The following is an 18,079-nucleotide window of genomic DNA, read 5'->3' as shown; positions in this document are numbered from 1 at the left end:
TCGTATAAAATGTATGTTCATTTTTAATTGATTTAATCTTGAGGGCGATATCAAGAACGCAACGCATTTAAACTGTCTATCTTTCAAACTCTATTATTTTCGTCCCAATAAAAGCTATCTGGTGTCGGCCTGTGCCCGAAAATAGCTGTTCCTATGCGAATCATTGTCGCCCCCTCTTCAATCGCTATTTCCATATCACCACTCATACCCATTGACAGTTCATGCATATTAACATGATCAAAGTTATTAGAAATGATCTTTTGTTGTATCTCCTTTAACAGACGGAAGCACTTCCGGACTTTTTCTGCCTTATTACTCAGCATGCCTATTGTCATCAGCCCCTTAATCCTTATCGTATTCAATTTGGAAACTTTCTCGACGAGTGCTAAAACGTCATTCGGACTTACCCCATATTTACTCTCCTCGTAGGAGGTGTTGACCTGTATGAGAACCTCCATTTGCCTTCCTTCGAGTAGCAATCTATGATGTAGCTTTTCCGCAAGATCATATCGATCCAGAGATTGAATGCACGTCACATCATATTTTAGAACTTCTTTAATCTTATTGCTCTGTAAGTGCCCGATAAAATGATTGACGTGTAGAAGTTCCTTTAGGCCCTCAAATTTCTCTTTCAATTCCTGAATCTTATTTTCGGCAATTAAAGTATATCCAGCTTCCAAGGCAACCTTTATACGAGCGACAGGCACTGTTTTGGTCGCCAGCAATAGCTTCACTTCGTCTGGATTACGGCCGCTGGCAGCGCATGCCTTTACTATTCTTCTTTGTACAGAATCTATATTTTTAACGATGTCCTGATTCATATCTTTGTCGTTATACCAAGTCATTTACTATATTATCTATTTGGAATATCAGCAGATAAATGTATCTGTGTTGTCTTTTAAGATAGCGTAAAGGTAAATGAATATTGGGCTACCCGATTGGTGCAGCTTTGAAAATTTCACATGGTCCAGTGTTTATTTTTGACGTAACAAAAAGGACCGCCTGAAGTTGTTTCTAGGCGGTCTCACTTTATGCTTTAAGAGCTTTTACTAACCTCTTTTGTTATTTTTTACTCGTCAATGGGAAGATAGGCGTTTCCACATGTGCTTGTTCAATCAGAATACGTAATTCTCTCACTTTCTTCGGATTATCTTGCGCTACGTTCGTTTGTTCTTTCGGATCGCGTCTGAGATTATACAACTCCTCAACTGGACTACCACTGATGACCTTTTGTAGAATGAGTTTCCAGTCTCCTTTTCGTACGGCCTGACGCCCGCCGTCTTCATGAAATTCCCAATAAAGGTAGTCGTGGTGCTTCTGTTGCTTGTTATTACCCAATAGCGTCGGCGCAAACGAAATACCATCGGTATAATGTGGTTGTTCAGCCTGGGCGAGTTCTACAAGCGTCGGCATGATATCCCAAAACGCCCCGAGATAGGTGGACGTTTTTCCCTCGGCAATTTTACCCGGCCAATAGGCTATGAATGGTGTTTTGATACCGCCCTCATATAGATCGCGTTTATTGCCACGTAGACCTCCGGAACTGTTAAAAAAGTTTGGATCTGCCCCCCCTTCTTTATGTGAACCATTATCGCTAGTAAAAATGATGATGGTATTGTCAAGCAATTGGTGCTGCTTAAGCTTATCGATTATCTGACCAACATATGCATCCATGCGGCTGACCATACTGGCGTACATGGCTCGTGGTTTATCTACACTGGCATAGCCAGCCACAGTTGCCTTGAGACCGTAATCATTTCCTCTGTGGACTTTTTCTTCGAACTTAGTGGCGTATTGCTGGTAAAACGCATCTTCCGGTCCTGAAAGTTCGGCATGAGGCAGTACGGTGGGTACAAAGAGGAAAAAGTGTTTGTCTTTGTTTGCATCGATAAATGCAAGTGTCCGTTCTTGTATCAACGCCGGCGCATACTGGCCCTTTGCCATCAGTCCGTTACCTTCAAGTTCGATACGCTGATTATTATGCCAAAGATGGGTCGGATAGTAACGGTGTGATTGTCGTTGACAATTGTAACCATAGAATTCGTCGAATCCTTTCTGATCTGGTGCACCGCTGGTGTTGACCATGCCCAAGCCCCATTTACCAAAGGCACCTGTAACGTATCCCGCCTTCTGCAGCAGCATTGCGATAGTCTGCACCGAATCTGCCAATGGTTGCTGGCCTTCTGGTTCAATTTCCTTATTGCCCCTAATATAGGTGTGCCCCGTATGCTGCCCAGTCATAAGCGATGAACGTGATGGCGCGCAGACTGAAGTACCCGCATAAAAGTTGGTAAACTTCATACCCTGTCTGGCCAGAGAATCTATACGCTTGGTTTCTATTTTTTTCTGCCCGTAGACGCCCAGATCTCCATATCCGAGATCGTCTGCCATAATAAATACGATATTGGGCCTTCTATCCAAATTCTGTGCAAATGTTGCTCCAGACAAGAGCATTAGAAAAATAGCCGTCACTGTTCTTCTGATATTCAATGTTTTGGGTGCTTGCATATATAAAATTAAATTCAAGTATAAGTTGACTCCCATCTGGAGGAATCACATAGCCTCATTCAGTACACACAAAAAATGGTTGATTCCAAGAGGCACAAGAATACACTAAGGTCTATATTGAATAAAGATATAGATTATTATAATTAAACAAGAAATTTAGAGCAAATTGATCCAGGAGAGCGTTCATATACCGCTATTTTGGCCAACAAAAATCTATACTTGGCTCTCTTCTGGCGTCGACATCCCTGAGTAGACTGCCTTTCACGAAAAATCAACAACTAGAATTTTGATTAAATAAAGAACGAAATTCCAATGGTGTTATCGATGTCTTCTTTTTAAATAGTTTGCTGAAACTTTGAGGATGTTCAAAACCCATCTCATATGCAATTTCGCTGACTGTCAACTGTGTAGTTGTTAATTTTTCCTTTGCTTTTTCAATTAGTTTATGGTGAATATACTGCTGAGCAGTCTGTCCGATAAGCGACCGTAATATATCGCTTAAATAACCCGGCGAAAGATTTAACTGCTTAGATAGATCATGTACAGTAGGAATGCCTTCAATTAAAGACTTCTCACTATTGAAATATTCATCCAAAATAGCTTCAGTTCTTTGAAGAATATCGTTGTTAATAATTTTTCTGGTGATGAACTGGCGTTTGTAAAATCTATTGACGTAGCTCAATAGCAGCTCTAACTGTGCGATCACAACTTCGTGGCTGAATTCATCAACGCGGCTGTTGAGCTCTTGTTCCATGATGTTATAAATAGAAAGGATAATCTCCTTTTCAGACTCTGACAAATGCAGGGCTTCATTAGATGAGTACGAAAAATAGCCATACTGCTTAATCTTATTGGCTATGGGATAGCCCCGAAAAAAATCGGGATGGATCAGCAGAATGTAACAATAGGTTTCGCTATTATAGTCTGTGCTTCCGACCAATTGATTCGGGGCCAGAAACAACATACTGCCTTCATTGTAATCGTAGTAATTGCGGCCATATTTCAACCGTCCTTTGTTTCGTGTGATAAAAGTGATCTTATAGAAGCTCAGGACATCATAAATGGGTGCCATCTCTGTATTGAAAGGATTATCCTTATTGAAATGAACGAGGCTAATCAGCGGATGCTGTGGTGCGGGGAGCCCGAAAGCCTCATGGCTTTCCGATATGGATATAAAACGGACCAATTTATTGTCTTTGCCTTTCATGTTATAAATGTAAAAAACCTATGATAAATGATCATAGGTTTTGATCTCAAAAAAATTACCACGGCAGAATGTTACCCTTTGCACTGAAAGAGGCTGGGCCGGTAAAACTACCTGTCGGAAGGTCTTCAGCCAGTGAAACGCGGATGGGCTCCTTTGCTCCCTCCTCTACGGTATCCGTCCCCTGAAAATTATTGAGCGCTGTTGCTGTGAATCCCGGACTGACGAGGTGAACCTTAATACCCGTATGCTCCAGTTCTATTGCTAAAGACAGAAATATCCCATTGAGCGCGGTCTTAGAAGCGCCATATACTGCATCAAAATGAACACGATATGGATTTTCGGTATTGGAGTTGATTTCAAGGGATCCTAATGCGCTTGAAACCACTACGATACGTGCAGTTGCTGTTTGATGGAGTAAAGGTAAAAAGGCCTGGGTGACGGCAAGTGTTCCAAACACATTCGTCTCCCACACGGTTTTAAGTTCACTAATGGATGCAATACTAGCACGCTGGGAGCCCAAAATTTCTTCCATGGTACGGCCGGGCTTTCCGGCATGCGAGATCGCAGCGTTGTTAACCAAAAGGTTAAGATGTCCATACATACCTTTTATGGTCTCAACCGCTGCGTTAATTGACTGATTGTCTGTAATGTCCAACTGAATAACTTTAGCTTTGTCGCCGATCTGCGATACGGCCGCTTCCCCTTTTTCTAGGTTCCGAGATCCAGCGTAAACAACATAACCGTTTTCCGCCAACGCTTTGGCGATCTGAAATCCTACACCGGTATTCGCTCCAGTGACGAGGGCCACTTTTGTTTGGTTTGTCTGCATAACTTGAATATTTAAATTTTGTAGAACAAAGTTGCCAGATCACAGGTCATTAACTGTAGTCATATCGGGAAATTTTGTAGCCAATTTAAGGATATTTACTAATTTTAGATGTTTATTGAACATATACGTGATCCTATAATAAACGTATCAATATTCACGGACATAATTCCATAAACTATGGCTCAAATAATTAAAGTCATCAAAGGAGATATCACAAAAATAGAGGTAGACGCCATCGTGAATGCAGCGAACTCCTCTTTATTAGGCGGTGGCGGGGTGGACGGTGCTATTCATAGAGCTGGCGGAACGGCTATTTTAGAGGAATGTCGAAAGATCGTCGCTTGACAAGGTGGCTGCAGAACAGGCGAAGCAGTCATTACTACAGCTGGTAACCTACCTGCTAAGTATGTGATCCATACTGTCGGCCCGGTTTGGAATGGCGGCAAAAAAGATGAAGAGCTTTTGCTGAGAAACTGTTACATAAACTCTCTCCTATTAGCTGCAGAGTATAAGTGCTCCACTGTTGCCTTTCCAAACATCAGTACAGGTATATATAGGTTCCCAAAAAAGTTGGCAGCGGAACTCTCGGTCAAAGCTATAAATCAATTTCTGGAATCGGACAATACGATCAAACAGATAAAAATCGTTTGTTTTGACGACGAAAATTTTCAGCTGTTGAGTGCAATTCAACCTAATGATGTATAATTTAATACTCACCCACAGGTGGTCATCGCAGAACGACAGACTGAGCTAATCATAATAAGCTCAACAGAATCATTCAATACTGCTGCGCTAATTCAGTACATTTCCCTAATTGCATTCCGATAAGTATTTAAGATACTTGTTCTTACCTATTCGTTTGGAGAGCTCAATAAACGCCCAACCGGCTGAAACTTCAAATGCCTCTTTCACCGTTATATCGCGATAGATATCGGGACGGTAACCATATTTGACCGTATCTGTCTTCACCGGCCATTTGATGATTTCATTTTCATCTTTGATAGTGCCTGTTTCTAATGCAATAAGCATGTTGACCACCTAAAAGGTGGATGCCGGTAGCACTGGTGTTTTTACGCTTAGCGTATCTGACACGATTAGCATCTGTTTGGCATTATCGTAAATAACAATAGCGCCGTTCACTTGGCAATCACGAAAATATTTGTCGAAATCAGGCCTAATAATTGTCGTTCAGCACGGTTTTATAGTCGTTGATGGCGGAACTGCCCGCAACTGGCCAAATGCAAGCAAGGGAAGCATACCTATTATTGAGAGGATACGTGGCAACATCCGAATTATACTAAACATCATTACACATTGTTTGCTAAGTACTCTTTTATAGCCATATTGTTTCATGCCTATGTATCGTACAACTAATTATCACCTATGATCAATCGCAACACTTCATCTTTTAAATTCCTTGCTATCGGCACTTTATGATTTGCTATTTGAAGCTGATTGCCTTCGATCATCGTAACTTTTTGCTTATTGATAATATAAGATCGATGACAGGATATAAATAAATTTGAAGTAACATGGTGATCATCTGCTGGAGTGTAGAGTAGATAATTTCTTGCGAGTAAGTTGTTTGAATAACGATATAGTTACCGAGGCTATGGATAAAAAGTAGATCATTATATTGAATCTTTTTTAGTTTTTTGTCAACTTTTACGAAAATATGCTGCTCTTGAACACTATGTTGGCCACCAATAGTCAGAGAAGCGAAGCCAAGGCTCTCTCCTGCACGATTTGCGGCTTTAAAAAACCTTTCAAAAGAAACAGGTTTCAATAAATAATCGACGATCTCCAATTCGTAACCTAGGAGGGCGTACTGTTCATACGCAGAAACGACAATGACTTTAGGCGGATTTTTGAGTGTGGCAACATAGTCCAGCCCAGACATTTCGGGCATTTCGATGTCCAAAAAAAGAAGATCTATCGGATGTTGTCTTAAATACTCATGTAACGCCATTACGTCTTCACACTCGACAACCAATTTCAAAAAACTTATTTTTTCTATATATGATGCTAATCCTTTTCGCGCGAATGGCTCATCATCGACTATAGCACATTTTATCTCCATTTGCATATAATTATATTTTTATTCTTAATTCAGCAAGATAACAATGTCCTTCCTGCTGATTAAATTGCATTTCTGTAGATAGCTTGTGAGCATTAGGGTAGACTAACGCCAATCTCCTGACAAGATGTGCCAGACCTGATCCTGAATCGGCCTTCTTAGCTATCTTTCCCTTGTCAGGATTTAAACGATCGTCCAGACTATTCGAGATACCGAAAGTTATTTCCCGATCCCGCAGCTTAATATCGATCTTAATTTCGTATTTACCACGGACATATTTAAAAGCATTTTCTATCAATGGCTGAAAAAGTAGCGGAAAGATACGTATTCCCTGCCAGTCCGGATCAATGTTCATTTGGACATTTAATCTCTCCGGTAACCGTTGTCGTTGAAACGATACGTAAGATCTGATATAGACAATTTCCTGGTCCATGCTTACTTTTTCGTCAACATTATAAATTTGATAACGCAATAATTCTGAAAGTTGTTCAATGCTCCTTTTCGCCAACGTATTGGTATCTTCAATTTGAAAGTATACCGTATTCAATGCATTAAATAGAAAATGCGGGTGATACTGGCTCTTTAATAATTGAAGTTCAGCACTTAATTTATCTGATTTTATCTTTTCTACATATATACGGTTACTGGCCATGGCATGGTCAATTTGCTCATTTCGCATCAGTGTATAATAAAGTAAAAATAGCGGTATATAAATAGCATTGACCAAGATATAATCGATATAGCCATCCCCCATATATACCCATCCAAAATGCTCGGCACTATAAATAACAGGATTAAGCAGGATAACAATCTGAATGATAACGGCTAAATATTCTCTCGCCACACTAACAGAAAAGACGGACACGTCACCAAAGATTTTATCAAGTCTCCTGCGCCATAGTGCTGTCAAAACATAACAGAAAGCTATGGAAATAAAAAGACCTATCGAGTGGATCCGTATACCCCCTGACCAAAACTGATCTTTTTTAGTTAAGTCGGTAACCACACGCAGAATATTGAAAGAAGTTATCCCCCAAATTGCGGGGCCTAGATAACGTAACGGATTTGATCTTGTAATAATACTCATACTAAGATTAAAAGATAATTCTATCGTTTTCCTTTAAGCGATCGCCTGACTGAGCATTTTTACTAACTTTTTTGCTATTAAATATGTTGTAAGATACACTGACGCCAACGGCTCTACTATCATATAGCTCACGGTATCTTCCTCTCATAGACTCTCCGTTAAAAATTATCCTAGGCTTATTTGTTTGCAAGATGTCATTGGTATAAATATACAAAGTTAATTTGTCTTGAAGGAATTTACGATGTAGTCCCGTGTTTATAAACCATAATGGCGAAATTGTTGCCTGCCCTTCAGCCTTCGGTCCATTAAAAAAACAGTTGATTTCGAGGTTCATTTTGCCAGGAAGATTGACACTATTTTGTATTTGTAGCGTTGGCGTCAACTGCCGGTTCCTTCGGTTTCCTGCCATTGCCCGCCATTCAAATTGCTTGTAAATGAGATTAGCGTTTAATTGTATATTCCATTGCTTTATGGGAGTCATACTTGTTCCGTTTAACCGCAGCCCTAAGATGGATACGTATTGTATATTCATGGGCTGCACGACCGTGCGACCATACGGGTCGAGATGATAGCTTTTACTGATCGCATCCTTTATTAAGCTATGAAATAAGTGTAAGGAGTATAAATTTTGGTATAACCAGCCAAGTTCGATAGTATTTGTAAAATCTGGCTTCAGCTCGGGATTTCCGCGCTCGTAAAGATAGGGGTCGTTGACTTCAACAGCGGGGCTCAGATCCCGAAAGTTAGGCCGGTTAACCCGCCTGTTGTAATTCAATGACAATTGATGTTTTTTCCGTAAAGCGTAGGTCATAGTCAAGTTTGGAAAAATATTTCTGTACGACCTGTTAAGAATATTCCGATCTGACGCGTTGCGTGTCTGGCTATCGAAAGATGCGTCCTCATAACGTAACCCAAAACTTAAGTGCATGCGGGCAGATGCCGCATATCGCACCTGTGAAAATAGAGCCTTCAAATTTTCATGATGCTCAAATTCACTGTTAAGATCGCTGCGCTGTTTCCAATCCGTTCCATTGAAGCCATGAAAAAACGACGCCGTCGACATAGCCACATGTGTAAGTTTAGCGCCCAGAATGGCGGTGATGTCTGGTCCCAAATCAAGCGTATATTTGGACTGTAATGTCGAGATTCGGACTTCTCCCTGCGCCGTTCCATTTAATGTATCCAGGGCCGCAGCAGACCGTTCATCTGTAAATTTATTTATCATTTGGTCCTGCCATTCCGATTGTTGGAAGTATTGCCGATCAAATGAGGATTCCCATTTGGAATGATCTTGCATATGGAAAATCAGCTGACCGCCGGCTCCTAAATTTCTAAAGTTTTGTCCCATCGCATTTCTGGCCTCTGTAGTTGAATCGGCCACCGATTGATCGCTAAAAAATAGTGATCCCGCTATTTCATCTTTGCTCCTTTTATTATCGCTAATAAGTAAATATGTACTTAGTTTTATAGTTTTGCTCGCTGTATAATCCAATATACCATTATAGTAGTGATTCTTATAGTTCTTATTCCTAATAGCATTCATATCAATCTGTAGCGGGGTGCGACCTGCAAGGCCAGTTATATTTCGGGTGGACATAACGTCCACTAGTTCACTTCCTCTTCTAAATGCGTATGTATTTGAAAGACTGAATTTGTTCCGCGTAAACACAACATTTAAATGATGATGATTTCTGTGATATTTACCTTGCTCGGCATTTGTTGAAATAATGAGCGCTAGATCTTTTTGTGCTGTGTTTGCCCTTTTTAGGTTGATAAATCTTCCATGGCCGTTGGCATCCAATACCGCGTTGGGCTGTGTAATCAGTTCGACTGTTTCCAGTGATGACGCCGGCATCGAAGCCAGAAAGGTAATCAGATTTTCTGCGGTAAGAAAGTTTGTCTTTTCATCAATAAGTATCTGTACACCCTCTTGTCCATTTAGGCTTATGCTTCCATTGGGCAAAATCGTTACGCTTGGCATTTTCCGCAGCAGATCCAAAACGCTACCTGAAGTGTTGCGTGACTTATTGGAAACTCGTATGCTTATTTTATCAGGCGAAAGTTTAACAGGGTTGAGTTTTCTGGTAATAGTCACTCCGCTCAGCATAATAGATTTGTCCCGGATGGTATCCTGTGATGTGTATTGTTTCTTTGCATGGGTGACTCTTGATAGTAGCAAGACGATAGTTAAAACCAAAAAGATAGTTGCTCTTCTCATATTCGTAAAATAGTTGTTTACGAATGTACTGGCTCTCGGAGCTTTACCTAAATAATTTATTTGAATGGTAAATTTTACGGGATCAATGGAAGTCAGCCTTTAAAAATCCGTTGATTTTTTACTTGTCAGAATTTCTTTTTATCTTTTTATAAACTTCAAACCAAAGTACGGATACCGCCGAAATAGCCAATGCAGTCAGCAACTCAGATATACGAAGTGCAGTAACGTCAAAAAATGATGATACTGGTTTACAGTAAAGAATAAACAGCAGCAGAATTAGCACGGTTAACGTAATACTAACGAGCAGTAAATTACGATTCTTAAAACTCTCTATAATGCCATAATAAAATGATCGGTTTGCGTAACTCAGAAAGATATTCGCAAATATTAGGGTAGTGAAAACCATTGCCCTTGTTTTTACTTGGTCACCGCCCTCCATGATGCTAAGTTGATAGCTAAACAATACCCCAATTGTAATGGCAAGCCCCTGAACGATACTTATACCAAGTTCTTTGATATTCAAAAATGTCTTTCCCATAGCTCTCGGCGGCTGATTCATCGTATTTTTTTCAATAGGTTCATTCTCATAGACAATTGAACAGGTGGGGCCCATGACAAGTTCCAGAAAAATGACGTGTACCGGCGTGAATATCTGCGGATAGATCCATCCTAAGAACAAGGGTAAGGAGACTGTAAGTATAATGGGAATATGAATAGAAATTATGTATTGAACCGCTTTCTTAATATTCGCATAAATCCTGCGGCCCGCGGCTATGCCTACAATAAGCTTTTCCAGATCGTCATTTGTAATAATCAACGCTGCAGCTGATTTAGCAATTTCCGTCCCTTTATTCCCCATGGCCACACCGATATGAGCAGCTTTTAGTGCGGGGCCGTCGTTAACGCCGTCTCCGAGCATGGCGACCACCTCACCTTTCTTTTTTAATGCGTTGACAACGGCGAGCTTGGCATCAGGAAACATGCGTGTAAATAATGTGGTGCGATCAGCTATCGCTACAATTTCCTCCTCTGTATGGCCCATGATTTCACTTCCGTTGATTGCTGGCGTATCATTGGTGATGCCCGATTGTAAGGCGATGGCTTTAGTTGTTGCAGCATTGTCTCCCGTGATCACCTTCACCTTTATCCCAGCAGCATAAATCTGCTGAAAGACTTTTTCTATTCCAATCTTTGGTGGATCGTAGAACACAGTTAGCCCTAAAAACTCAAAGTTAAAATCCTGCTGCTTAGCGGGAAATTGATCGCCCAAAAAATGTGATTTGGCAACACCCAAAATGCGATAGCCCTGTTGGGCAAAGCGCTCAACAATATTTCTGATCCGCAGCCTCTCGTTATCGGAAAGCTTAGAGACGCTCAATATCGCTTCGGGGGCTCCCTTAGCTGCAATAATCCTCTCCTTCTGTTTGCTTTCGAAAAGGTGTGTCATCATCGGCGGTCTGCCCTCAAGAGGATACTCGTAAAATAATTCATAATTCTTTCTTAAATCTTTGCTGTGCGTTTCCTGATATATCTTATGTAACGTGATCTCCATAGGATCGAAAGGTACCGGCTCACTGCTCCACATGGCGTAAGCAATCAGCTCCTCAAGCAACTCATTATCAAAGTGATCTTCCGAATAAGTGGTATCGGAGCGATAGTCATAAAGTTGTTTTAACTGCATCATGTTGGCGGTTATTGTACCTGTTTTATCCGTACAGATCACCGTTGTACTTCCGAGGGTCTCAACGATGCTGCTTCTTTTTATAATAACACCTTCACGCATAAGTTTCCATGCGCCCAAAGCCATGAAAGTGGTAAATGCAACGGGTATTTCTTCGGGCAAAACGGACATTGCTAGGGTCAGTCCGCTGAGTAAACTAACAATTACATCTTTGGTATCCAAATAACTATATAGACAGACCAACAAAAAAATAATTACTCCAACGATTGCCATCGACTTAACAAATTTTTGGATCTGCACTTGCAGGGGTGAAATCTCTTCTTTTATGGTACGAATGGATTCGCCGATCTTGCCTACACGTGTTTGTTTACCTATCTTTAATACTTCAAAAACAGCAAGGCCTGACACTGTTACTGTACCACTATACACCAAATTATCTTCCGTCGTACTATCTTTAAAAACGGAGAAACTCTCTCCGGTGAGGGACGATTCATTAACCGAAAAATCATTGCTATGCAAAATCCGTCCATCTGCATTGATGACACGTCCTTCTTCTGTAATACACAGATCGCCAACGACAATTTCACGGGTAGGGATTTTAGTTACTTGCGCATCTCTGATAACTGTGCTCAACGGCTCGTTGAGTTTCTCAAGCTCTTGCAGCGCCCTCTTGCTTCGGTTATCCTGATAAAAAGAAATAGCTGTGACTGCTACAATCGCCAAGGCCATAAAAGCTGCCTCGGCATAATCCCCCACAATGACATAAATAAGGGAAATGGCGATAAGCAAAATCAGCATGGGTTCTTTTAAAATGCTGATAAGAAGATCAAGCCAACTACTTTTTTGTTGTTCTTCCAATTGGTTATAGCCATATTGCGCCCGAGCTATACTTACCTCTTCCTGGCTAAGGCCTTTGAGATGACTGGGGATATTGTATTCCATAGTATAAGGTTATGTAAGTAAAACTGATGATGTTTAGAATATAAAACAGTCTTTATATTTGTTGTTCTCTTACTTTATTAGGAAACAATATTTTCTAGAATATGTTCTTGGCGAGGCGACTAAAGTTCTTTGCTAAGCTAGCGATGCATTGACGTACTTTTCGAAAAGGTGTTCAAGATTTTATCAGACACGACGTCTCATTTTTAATGAGACGAGCCTTTAACTACCGGATGACCACACTAGCGTAAAACTATGCCTGCGGAAGTATTGTTCTAAGTCAGAGTGCCATAAATGTGATTATGGCTCATAGTAATAAACGTCAATGACGAAATGTCCATTACGCGAATGCGCTTAAATTATCGTGTCGAATATGCCAGAAGGTCCATCCATAGTTCTGATAAAAGAGAATCTGCAAAGGTTTGTCGGTCACACCATCACTGCGGTTTCAGGAAACGCCAAATTCGAAAAGGATTGGCTTGTAAATGAAGTGCTTTTGGGTATAAAAACGTTCGGAAAGCAATTGTATCTCGTATTTGAGAAGGCGGTATTAAGAATTCACCTGCTCCTGTTTGGTTCTTATAGTATCGACGAGCAAACGAAACCTGAAAAAAGCCTACGCTTGGGGATCTGGTTTGACAGCGGTAGCATATTTTTCTATACCTGCTCAGTAAAGGAAGTTGAGCATAGTTATTTAACAGAAATCGACTGGCAAGCAGATGTAATGAGCGATATATGGGATCCTAAAAAGGCTGTCAGGAAGTTGATATCTTTGCCGGACACCTTGGTCTGCGATGCACTTCTGGACCAGCAAATTTTTTCTGGAGTTGGAAATATCATCAAAAATGAAGTACTCTTCAGGATCGGAGTTCAGCCAGAAAGTTTGATCGGCGACCTGCCAACAGCAAAGTTAAATCAATTAATCGCGGAAGCGCGTAATTATAGCTTCGATTTTCTAAACTGGAAGAGAGATTTTGTGCTGAAGAAACATTGGTTGGTACATACTAAATCCAACTGTCCTATTTGCGGGGAACGACTGATCCGAAAGCACCTGGGTAAAACTAACAGAAGGTGTTTCTACTGTCTGAAAGATCAAAAAAGATACTAGGCGCTTATGGCTTAACTTTAAGAGTGAGCGACACTGAGGACTCTGTGAAATGTGGCCTGAAGAAAGGAATCTAGAATATCGGCACATACAGATGCATCTGGGTATCTGGATACAAAAAAAGTGGATATGGATACAAGCGGAATCCGCTCCTTGCAGAACTTTGGGTAACAAAATAATTTTACGATGAACATAGTTGTTACAGGTTCTCTTGGGAACATCGGAAGACCATTAAGCATGGCATTAGTAAAAAGTGGACATTCAGTGGAGGTGATCAGCAGCACTGATAAACGCGCGATAGAGATTCAGCAAATAGGAGCTACTTCGTTGATTGGCTCTTTGGATGATGACGAATTTTTAAGTAGTTCCTTTGCTGGAAAGGATGCCGTGTTTTGTATGGTTCCACCGAGCTATACACAGCCTGATCAGATCGCCTATTATAGGAGATTGGGCGAAAAATACAAAAAGGCTATTCTAAAAACAGGAATTAAAAGAGTGGTATATTTAAGCAGTTACGGAGCTCATTTGCCGTACGGAACAGGCTTTATAACAGGTGCATATCATGTGGAACAAATCCTGAACAGCGTTCCTGATATTTATCTGACTCATCTACGTCCGACCTATTTTTATTACAACTTACTTGCCTTCATACCCATGATTAAAGCAGTTGGCAACATTGGAGCAGTCTATGGAGACACAGACCGATTACCAATGGTCTCTCCACAAGATATCGCCGAAGCTGCGGCAGAAGAACTGGTTAAGACACAGAACATTTGTGCTGTCCGTTATATCTGTAGCGATGATAGAAACTGCAATGAAATCGCAGCGGTAATCGGCCATGCAGTCGGCAATCCAGATCTGAAATGGGTAAGATTAGCGAAGGACTTGGTACTTAATAGTCTTTTGGAAAATGGGCTTTCGAACGAACATGCTGCCAATCTCGTTGAACTCAGCGAAGCGATCCATAATGGCACGCTCCATGAAGATTACGACAGGCACACGCCGACGATGGGGAAAGTAAAGTTGGAAGAGTACGCTATAGAATTTGCTAGCGTGTTTGCGACCACATAATTAAACTTACACAAACCGTTAATACATCATCAAATATTAAGAGTAGCTATCCGTTTGCGGGATGGCTATTTTCCGCCTCTTGGCATTGGATAGCGATTTTGAACAATGGACTCAACGAATAATAGATTTTTTGATATTTAATCTTCGTCATGACAAACTGTTGTCAATAGTAATCCGATTTTTGCTCAACACGATGTAGCTCAAATTAATGTTCAATAGATATTATATATGATGAATCTTCTTTCTATAAGGATTATTACAGCAAATGTAAAGCAGTTAACTGATTATTATGAAAAAATAACAGGTCTGAAGGCAGTATGGTATACGCAGGACTTTGCTGAACTGAAAACTGATGCAGCCACACTGGCATTTGGCAGTACCAAAACCCTGGAATTGTTCGGTGGAGATCATATAGCCAAACCCGCACAAAACCATACTGCAATCATTGAATTTATTTCACCAAATGTAGATAACGATTACGATCGGATAAAACAGTTCATTGCGCCGCATCTTGTACAGGCGCCTACAACGATGCCGTGGGGGAACCGATCGCTACTATTCAGAGATCCCGACGGAAATCTGATCAATTTTTTTACGCCAGTGACGACTCAGGCTGTTGAAAGGTCTAAGGGACGCATCAACTGAGACGCTCTATTAGAATAACTTTTTTTCATTTTTATCTTAATTTATGAATCAGCGATATTTTCCTTCTAAAGAGCAGAAATTCGACAATAGTACATAGCAAATAAAGTACTGAAAAGACAAATAGTAACTTTAATGGAGCTGCTGTTACGCCATATTGGTATGTATCTCCCAAAATAATGACTGTAAGAAAAATAACGCTAATGAATGGTACACCGGAAAAGGTGATTAACGATAAGAAATAACTGTTCCTAATTTTCTCGATTTGATTCAAAAAGAATAAAACTGACCCTAAAGTGATTACTACAACATAGACAGTTGAAAGATAAGCATTTAAAAACGCATCCACTATACTAAGGACTTTTTCAAAGAATGTTGAATCAACAAGCTCACTATCTAGCATCAAGAAACGATATAGTACAAATAAAAGTATACTTAACAGGACGTTTACCAACCAGAACCTAAATATGATATTCCCCATATATTTCTAAGTATTGTGTATTATAGTGCACATCCAATTTCAATTCGCAATAACACCTTTTTGTTTGTACGTCTCCCCGATTACTAGTAGAAGCGCAAATTTTCTTCAATCGATGCCGTCTATGCTATTTACACTTAAATGTATGTTTTTTTTTCTTCCCGACAAGTATGAATTAATATTTGGTGACAATTTATTATTATTCGTGGTATGTTTATCTATCGTTGCTTACAAGCGCGTCGTGTGCAGTCTTGAAAACGATAACTGTATACGGCAACGTAATCTTCTCTTTTGTTATCGGGTTAATGGATCTTTTGATTTTCTCACAAAGAAAATAATGATATTTATGAAAATAATAACTGCTGACACGATAGCTGCAATATAGATGGTATAATCGATGATGTGATTAGCAACTGCAATAGCCAGTAATGCCCAGACCGCGACCAAAGCGAATGCCGGCATGCCGCGTTTCCAAATCATAAACAGGTGGATGACCAGCGCGAAGACAAATAGCGCGATAGTCCAGCTTGTTTCTGATATGCCAAAACCATTCCATGCGATTTTCTTGAGATATGCCGCAACGTTGGCTATTAATGCGACAGAGACCCAACCAGCATATATCTGAAAAGGTAGTCTTAAAAAAATAGTCATAGCGGCAGACTGCCGATGGCGTCCTTCTTCAGTCTTTTCGATGATCGTTAGAAGCGATAGCAAAAGTAAGATCATGAACAATACACTGCAGAAGGTGAAATCATATAGCCAGATTAGTACCCAAAGGCTGTTGGCAAAACAGGAAATTACAAACCACCAGCCAATCTGTTTCAGTACACATTCTTTTTCTTGTGTCTGTCTCGTTATAGGACCAAAATAGATGATAAAACCAAAGAGAAGTAGATAAATTAGACCCCAGATGGAAAATGCATAGCCCGCTGGTGTGAATAAATTCTCATATTTTGCAGATATTGTGCCCATGGTCTCACCATTAAAAACTCCTTTGTTGGATAGATAACTAATGATAATTGTTGTTACCAGCGCGATTCCATTCGTGGTCTGAAGTGATTTTTTCATACTATTATATTTTTAAACCATCTTTTGCCGACTCGGCTCACGGACGGCGTCGTGAACAATAAAATATGCTCATATAAGGACATTCAAAGCCAATAGCTTCCGATATCCACTTAGCTTATAACAAGCCTACTGTACTTTGCCGGATAATCAGTTGTTTTTGATCAAACTGTTGTTCTAGATGCTGCCGAAAGGAAGCCCAATAGTCTCTATCAATCTCGGCGACCATGACCTCATAAACAATGATGCGGTCTTTGATTTCCTTTTGATCTTCATCGGACCAGACCCCCTCCGCCGGAGCTTGCGTATAGGCAGTCACGCCGCCAAAGTCTTTAATTAATTTCCTTTTTACATTTCTGTAGAGATAAGCTGGAAAAGGTTTTCCATTGTCATCCGATAAAGGCACGAAAATCTCAATCTTCCGGATCGGTTCCATGTTGTTCTTTGCGGTCGCTATTGCTTTAACCGCGTCTTTTGCGCTGATGACTTTTAGTGGTTCAAAATCTTTGCCTTCTATTTGACTATAACAGCTAAAGAAGTATTGCAGTTCGGCCAGGATATCATCTGGTAGTTGTACTGCCCGTGTCAGATTGGCGAATACCTTTGAGTTTTCTGGAACGACGAGAAATCGATCATTTTCGATTATTAAACCGTCTAGCTCCCGCTGTACTGCTTTTATAGCACCAATAACCCTACATTTCAGAAAGCTGCCCGGGAAACTGCCCTGTTCCGCAATGACAATGACATCCAACGGATCACCATCTTGGCCCATGGTTCCCGGAATAAAACCAAAATCATAGGGAAACACAAATCCCAAAGGCAAGTATTTCGCTACTACAAGACCACCAAGCCCGGGGTCATAATTGTATTTTGCATTGGAGTTTTTCGGTGTCTCCACCATACATACAACATCTTTCATCACTAAATCGTGGTAGGTTAAAATACTTAAAATTGTTTGTTATGATAAAATGAGAACAACCACCAACTGGAAAAAGTTTACGGTTGACCGCCAATCTGCGCACAGCTCATTCTGGTGCACATAGTGCTGTGTTGTACGATAGACACCATTGTTTCAGCATTAATGACTTCGTCGGCGTGATTCTACTCATTTAAGGTGGTATATACCCGTTTTTAGAAATTGGAGAAAGATGTTTCAACCAAGAAGGTTCAAG

14 protein-coding genes and 2 pseudogenes are annotated in these 18,079 nt (G+C 40.5%); 4 read left to right on the top strand and 12 right to left on the bottom strand.

Translation table 11 applies throughout. The annotated features are described in order from the left end of the window. Window positions 1-83: 83 nt before the first annotated feature. The 4 genes from FGL37_RS20375 to FGL37_RS20360 all read right to left on the bottom strand — a co-directional run bounded on the left by FGL37_RS20375 (window position 84) and on the right by FGL37_RS20360 (window position 4,544). A complete protein-coding gene (locus FGL37_RS20375; RefSeq protein ID WP_028069630.1) occupies window positions 84-821 on the bottom strand; it encodes a YggS family pyridoxal phosphate-dependent enzyme in 738 nt (245 codons plus the stop codon). Window positions 822-1,062: 241 nt separating this feature from the next. Further along, window positions 1,063-2,508, bottom strand: a complete 1,446-nt coding sequence (locus FGL37_RS20370; protein ID WP_081817850.1) for an arylsulfatase — start codon at window positions 2,506-2,508, stop codon at window positions 1,063-1,065. Window positions 2,509-2,779: 271 nt separating this feature from the next. Then, window positions 2,780-3,715 carry a helix-turn-helix domain-containing protein gene (locus tag FGL37_RS20365; RefSeq protein WP_028069628.1) on the bottom strand — a complete coding sequence of 312 codons (936 nt, stop codon included), beginning with the start codon at window positions 3,713-3,715 and terminating at the stop codon, window positions 2,780-2,782. Between the two features lie 55 nt (window positions 3,716-3,770). Beyond that, entirely contained in the window at window positions 3,771-4,544 is a 774-nt protein-coding gene (locus FGL37_RS20360) for an SDR family NAD(P)-dependent oxidoreductase (protein WP_037533016.1), read from the bottom strand. A gap of 177 nt (window positions 4,545-4,721) precedes the next feature. On the opposite strand from FGL37_RS20360, the pseudogene FGL37_RS20355 reads away from it, so the two are divergent. Then, a pseudogene (locus FGL37_RS20355) lies at window positions 4,722-5,249 on the top strand (O-acetyl-ADP-ribose deacetylase). A gap of 108 nt (window positions 5,250-5,357) precedes the next feature. Here the strand turns inward: FGL37_RS20355 and FGL37_RS26175 are convergent. From FGL37_RS26175 to FGL37_RS20330, 6 genes and pseudogenes are all read right to left on the bottom strand, one after another. Beyond that, a pseudogene (locus FGL37_RS26175) lies at window positions 5,358-5,726 on the bottom strand (penicillin-binding transpeptidase domain-containing protein); the annotation flags it as partial. A 188-nt stretch (window positions 5,727-5,914) separates the two neighbouring features. Then, entirely contained in the window at window positions 5,915-6,013 is a 99-nt protein-coding gene (locus FGL37_RS26170) for a hypothetical protein (protein ID WP_407695580.1), read from the bottom strand. Continuing rightward, window positions 6,010-6,630: a LytR/AlgR family response regulator transcription factor gene (locus FGL37_RS20345; protein WP_197734487.1), complete on the bottom strand. Its 621-nt coding sequence runs from the start codon at window positions 6,628-6,630 to the stop codon at window positions 6,010-6,012. The genes FGL37_RS26170 and FGL37_RS20345 overlap by 4 nt, the downstream gene beginning before the upstream one ends. 4 nt (window positions 6,631-6,634) lie before the next feature. Continuing rightward, window positions 6,635-7,708 carry a sensor histidine kinase gene (locus tag FGL37_RS20340; RefSeq protein WP_051606762.1) on the bottom strand — a complete coding sequence of 358 codons (1,074 nt, stop codon included), beginning with the start codon at window positions 7,706-7,708 and terminating at the stop codon, window positions 6,635-6,637. 7 nt (window positions 7,709-7,715) lie between these two features. Then, window positions 7,716-9,926: an outer membrane beta-barrel family protein gene (locus tag FGL37_RS20335; RefSeq protein ID WP_028069626.1), complete on the bottom strand. Its 2,211-nt coding sequence runs from the start codon at window positions 9,924-9,926 to the stop codon at window positions 7,716-7,718. A 118-nt stretch (window positions 9,927-10,044) separates the two neighbouring features. After that, window positions 10,045-12,549: a cation-translocating P-type ATPase gene (locus FGL37_RS20330; RefSeq protein ID WP_028069625.1), complete on the bottom strand. Its 2,505-nt coding sequence runs from the start codon at window positions 12,547-12,549 to the stop codon at window positions 10,045-10,047. A 370-nt stretch (window positions 12,550-12,919) separates the two neighbouring features. Between FGL37_RS20330 and FGL37_RS20325 the strand changes: the two genes are divergently transcribed. The 3 genes from FGL37_RS20325 (at window position 12,920) to FGL37_RS20315 (ending at window position 15,367) form a co-directional block, all read left to right on the top strand. Continuing rightward, on the top strand, window positions 12,920-13,654 hold the full coding sequence (locus FGL37_RS20325; protein WP_028069624.1) for a DNA-formamidopyrimidine glycosylase family protein: 735 nt from the start codon (window positions 12,920-12,922) through the stop codon (window positions 13,652-13,654). Between the two features lie 183 nt (window positions 13,655-13,837). Next, on the top strand, window positions 13,838-14,722 hold the full coding sequence (locus tag FGL37_RS20320) for an NmrA family NAD(P)-binding protein (RefSeq protein ID WP_028069623.1): 885 nt from the start codon (window positions 13,838-13,840) through the stop codon (window positions 14,720-14,722). 228 nt (window positions 14,723-14,950) lie between these two features. After that, entirely contained in the window at window positions 14,951-15,367 is a 417-nt protein-coding gene (locus tag FGL37_RS20315; protein ID WP_232048749.1) for a VOC family protein, read from the top strand. 769 nt (window positions 15,368-16,136) lie between these two features. Here the strand turns inward: FGL37_RS20315 and FGL37_RS20310 are convergent. Together FGL37_RS20310 and FGL37_RS20305 are read right to left on the bottom strand one after the other, a co-directional pair. Further along, window positions 16,137-16,910 carry a TspO-related membrane protein gene (locus FGL37_RS20310; RefSeq protein ID WP_028069620.1) on the bottom strand — a complete coding sequence of 258 codons (774 nt, stop codon included), beginning with the start codon at window positions 16,908-16,910 and terminating at the stop codon, window positions 16,137-16,139. Between the two features lie 115 nt (window positions 16,911-17,025). After that, the gene (locus FGL37_RS20305; RefSeq protein WP_051606760.1) at window positions 17,026-17,826 is read right to left on the bottom strand and encodes an inorganic diphosphatase; all 801 of its coding nucleotides are present in this window, start codon (window positions 17,824-17,826) and stop codon (window positions 17,026-17,028) included. Between the last annotated feature and the right edge of the window lie 253 nt (window positions 17,827-18,079).

It is taken from the genome of Sphingobacterium thalpophilum, assembly GCF_901482695.1.
In the GTDB taxonomy this organism is placed as follows: Bacteria; Bacteroidota; Bacteroidia; order Sphingobacteriales; family Sphingobacteriaceae; genus Sphingobacterium; species Sphingobacterium thalpophilum.
Note: the sequence above shows the minus strand (reverse complement) of the source record. Positions and strands in the feature narration are given on the sequence as shown.

What these genes read in the sequence shown, in the direction of transcription:
- FGL37_RS20315 (WP_232048749.1), top strand. Translation starts at nt 14,951, where the DNA reads ATGATGAATCTTCTTTCTATAAGGATTATTACAGCAAATGTAAAGCAG.
- FGL37_RS20335 (WP_028069626.1), bottom strand. Translation starts at nt 9,926, where the DNA reads ATGAGAAGAGCAACTATCTTTTTGGTTTTAACTATCGTCTTGCTACTA.
- FGL37_RS26170 (WP_407695580.1), bottom strand. Translation starts at nt 6,013, where the DNA reads ATGATCGAAGGCAATCAGCTTCAAATAGCAAATCATAAAGTGCCGATA.
- FGL37_RS20325 (WP_028069624.1), top strand. Translation starts at nt 12,920, where the DNA reads ATGCCAGAAGGTCCATCCATAGTTCTGATAAAAGAGAATCTGCAAAGG.
- FGL37_RS20375 (WP_028069630.1), bottom strand. Translation starts at nt 821, where the DNA reads ATGAATCAGGACATCGTTAAAAATATAGATTCTGTACAAAGAAGAATA.
- FGL37_RS20310 (WP_028069620.1), bottom strand. Translation starts at nt 16,910, where the DNA reads ATGAAAAAATCACTTCAGACCACGAATGGAATCGCGCTGGTAACAACA.
- FGL37_RS20370 (WP_081817850.1), bottom strand. Translation starts at nt 2,508, where the DNA reads ATGCAAGCACCCAAAACATTGAATATCAGAAGAACAGTGACGGCTATT.
- FGL37_RS20340 (WP_051606762.1), bottom strand. Translation starts at nt 7,708, where the DNA reads ATGAGTATTATTACAAGATCAAATCCGTTACGTTATCTAGGCCCCGCA.
- FGL37_RS20365 (WP_028069628.1), bottom strand. Translation starts at nt 3,715, where the DNA reads ATGAAAGGCAAAGACAATAAATTGGTCCGTTTTATATCCATATCGGAA.
- FGL37_RS20305 (WP_051606760.1), bottom strand. Translation starts at nt 17,826, where the DNA reads ATGAAAGATGTTGTATGTATGGTGGAGACACCGAAAAACTCCAATGCA.
- FGL37_RS20345 (WP_197734487.1), bottom strand. Translation starts at nt 6,630, where the DNA reads ATGCAAATGGAGATAAAATGTGCTATAGTCGATGATGAGCCATTCGCG.
- FGL37_RS20330 (WP_028069625.1), bottom strand. Translation starts at nt 12,549, where the DNA reads ATGGAATACAATATCCCCAGTCATCTCAAAGGCCTTAGCCAGGAAGAG.
- FGL37_RS20320 (WP_028069623.1), top strand. Translation starts at nt 13,838, where the DNA reads ATGAACATAGTTGTTACAGGTTCTCTTGGGAACATCGGAAGACCATTA.
- FGL37_RS20360 (WP_037533016.1), bottom strand. Translation starts at nt 4,544, where the DNA reads ATGCAGACAAACCAAACAAAAGTGGCCCTCGTCACTGGAGCGAATACC.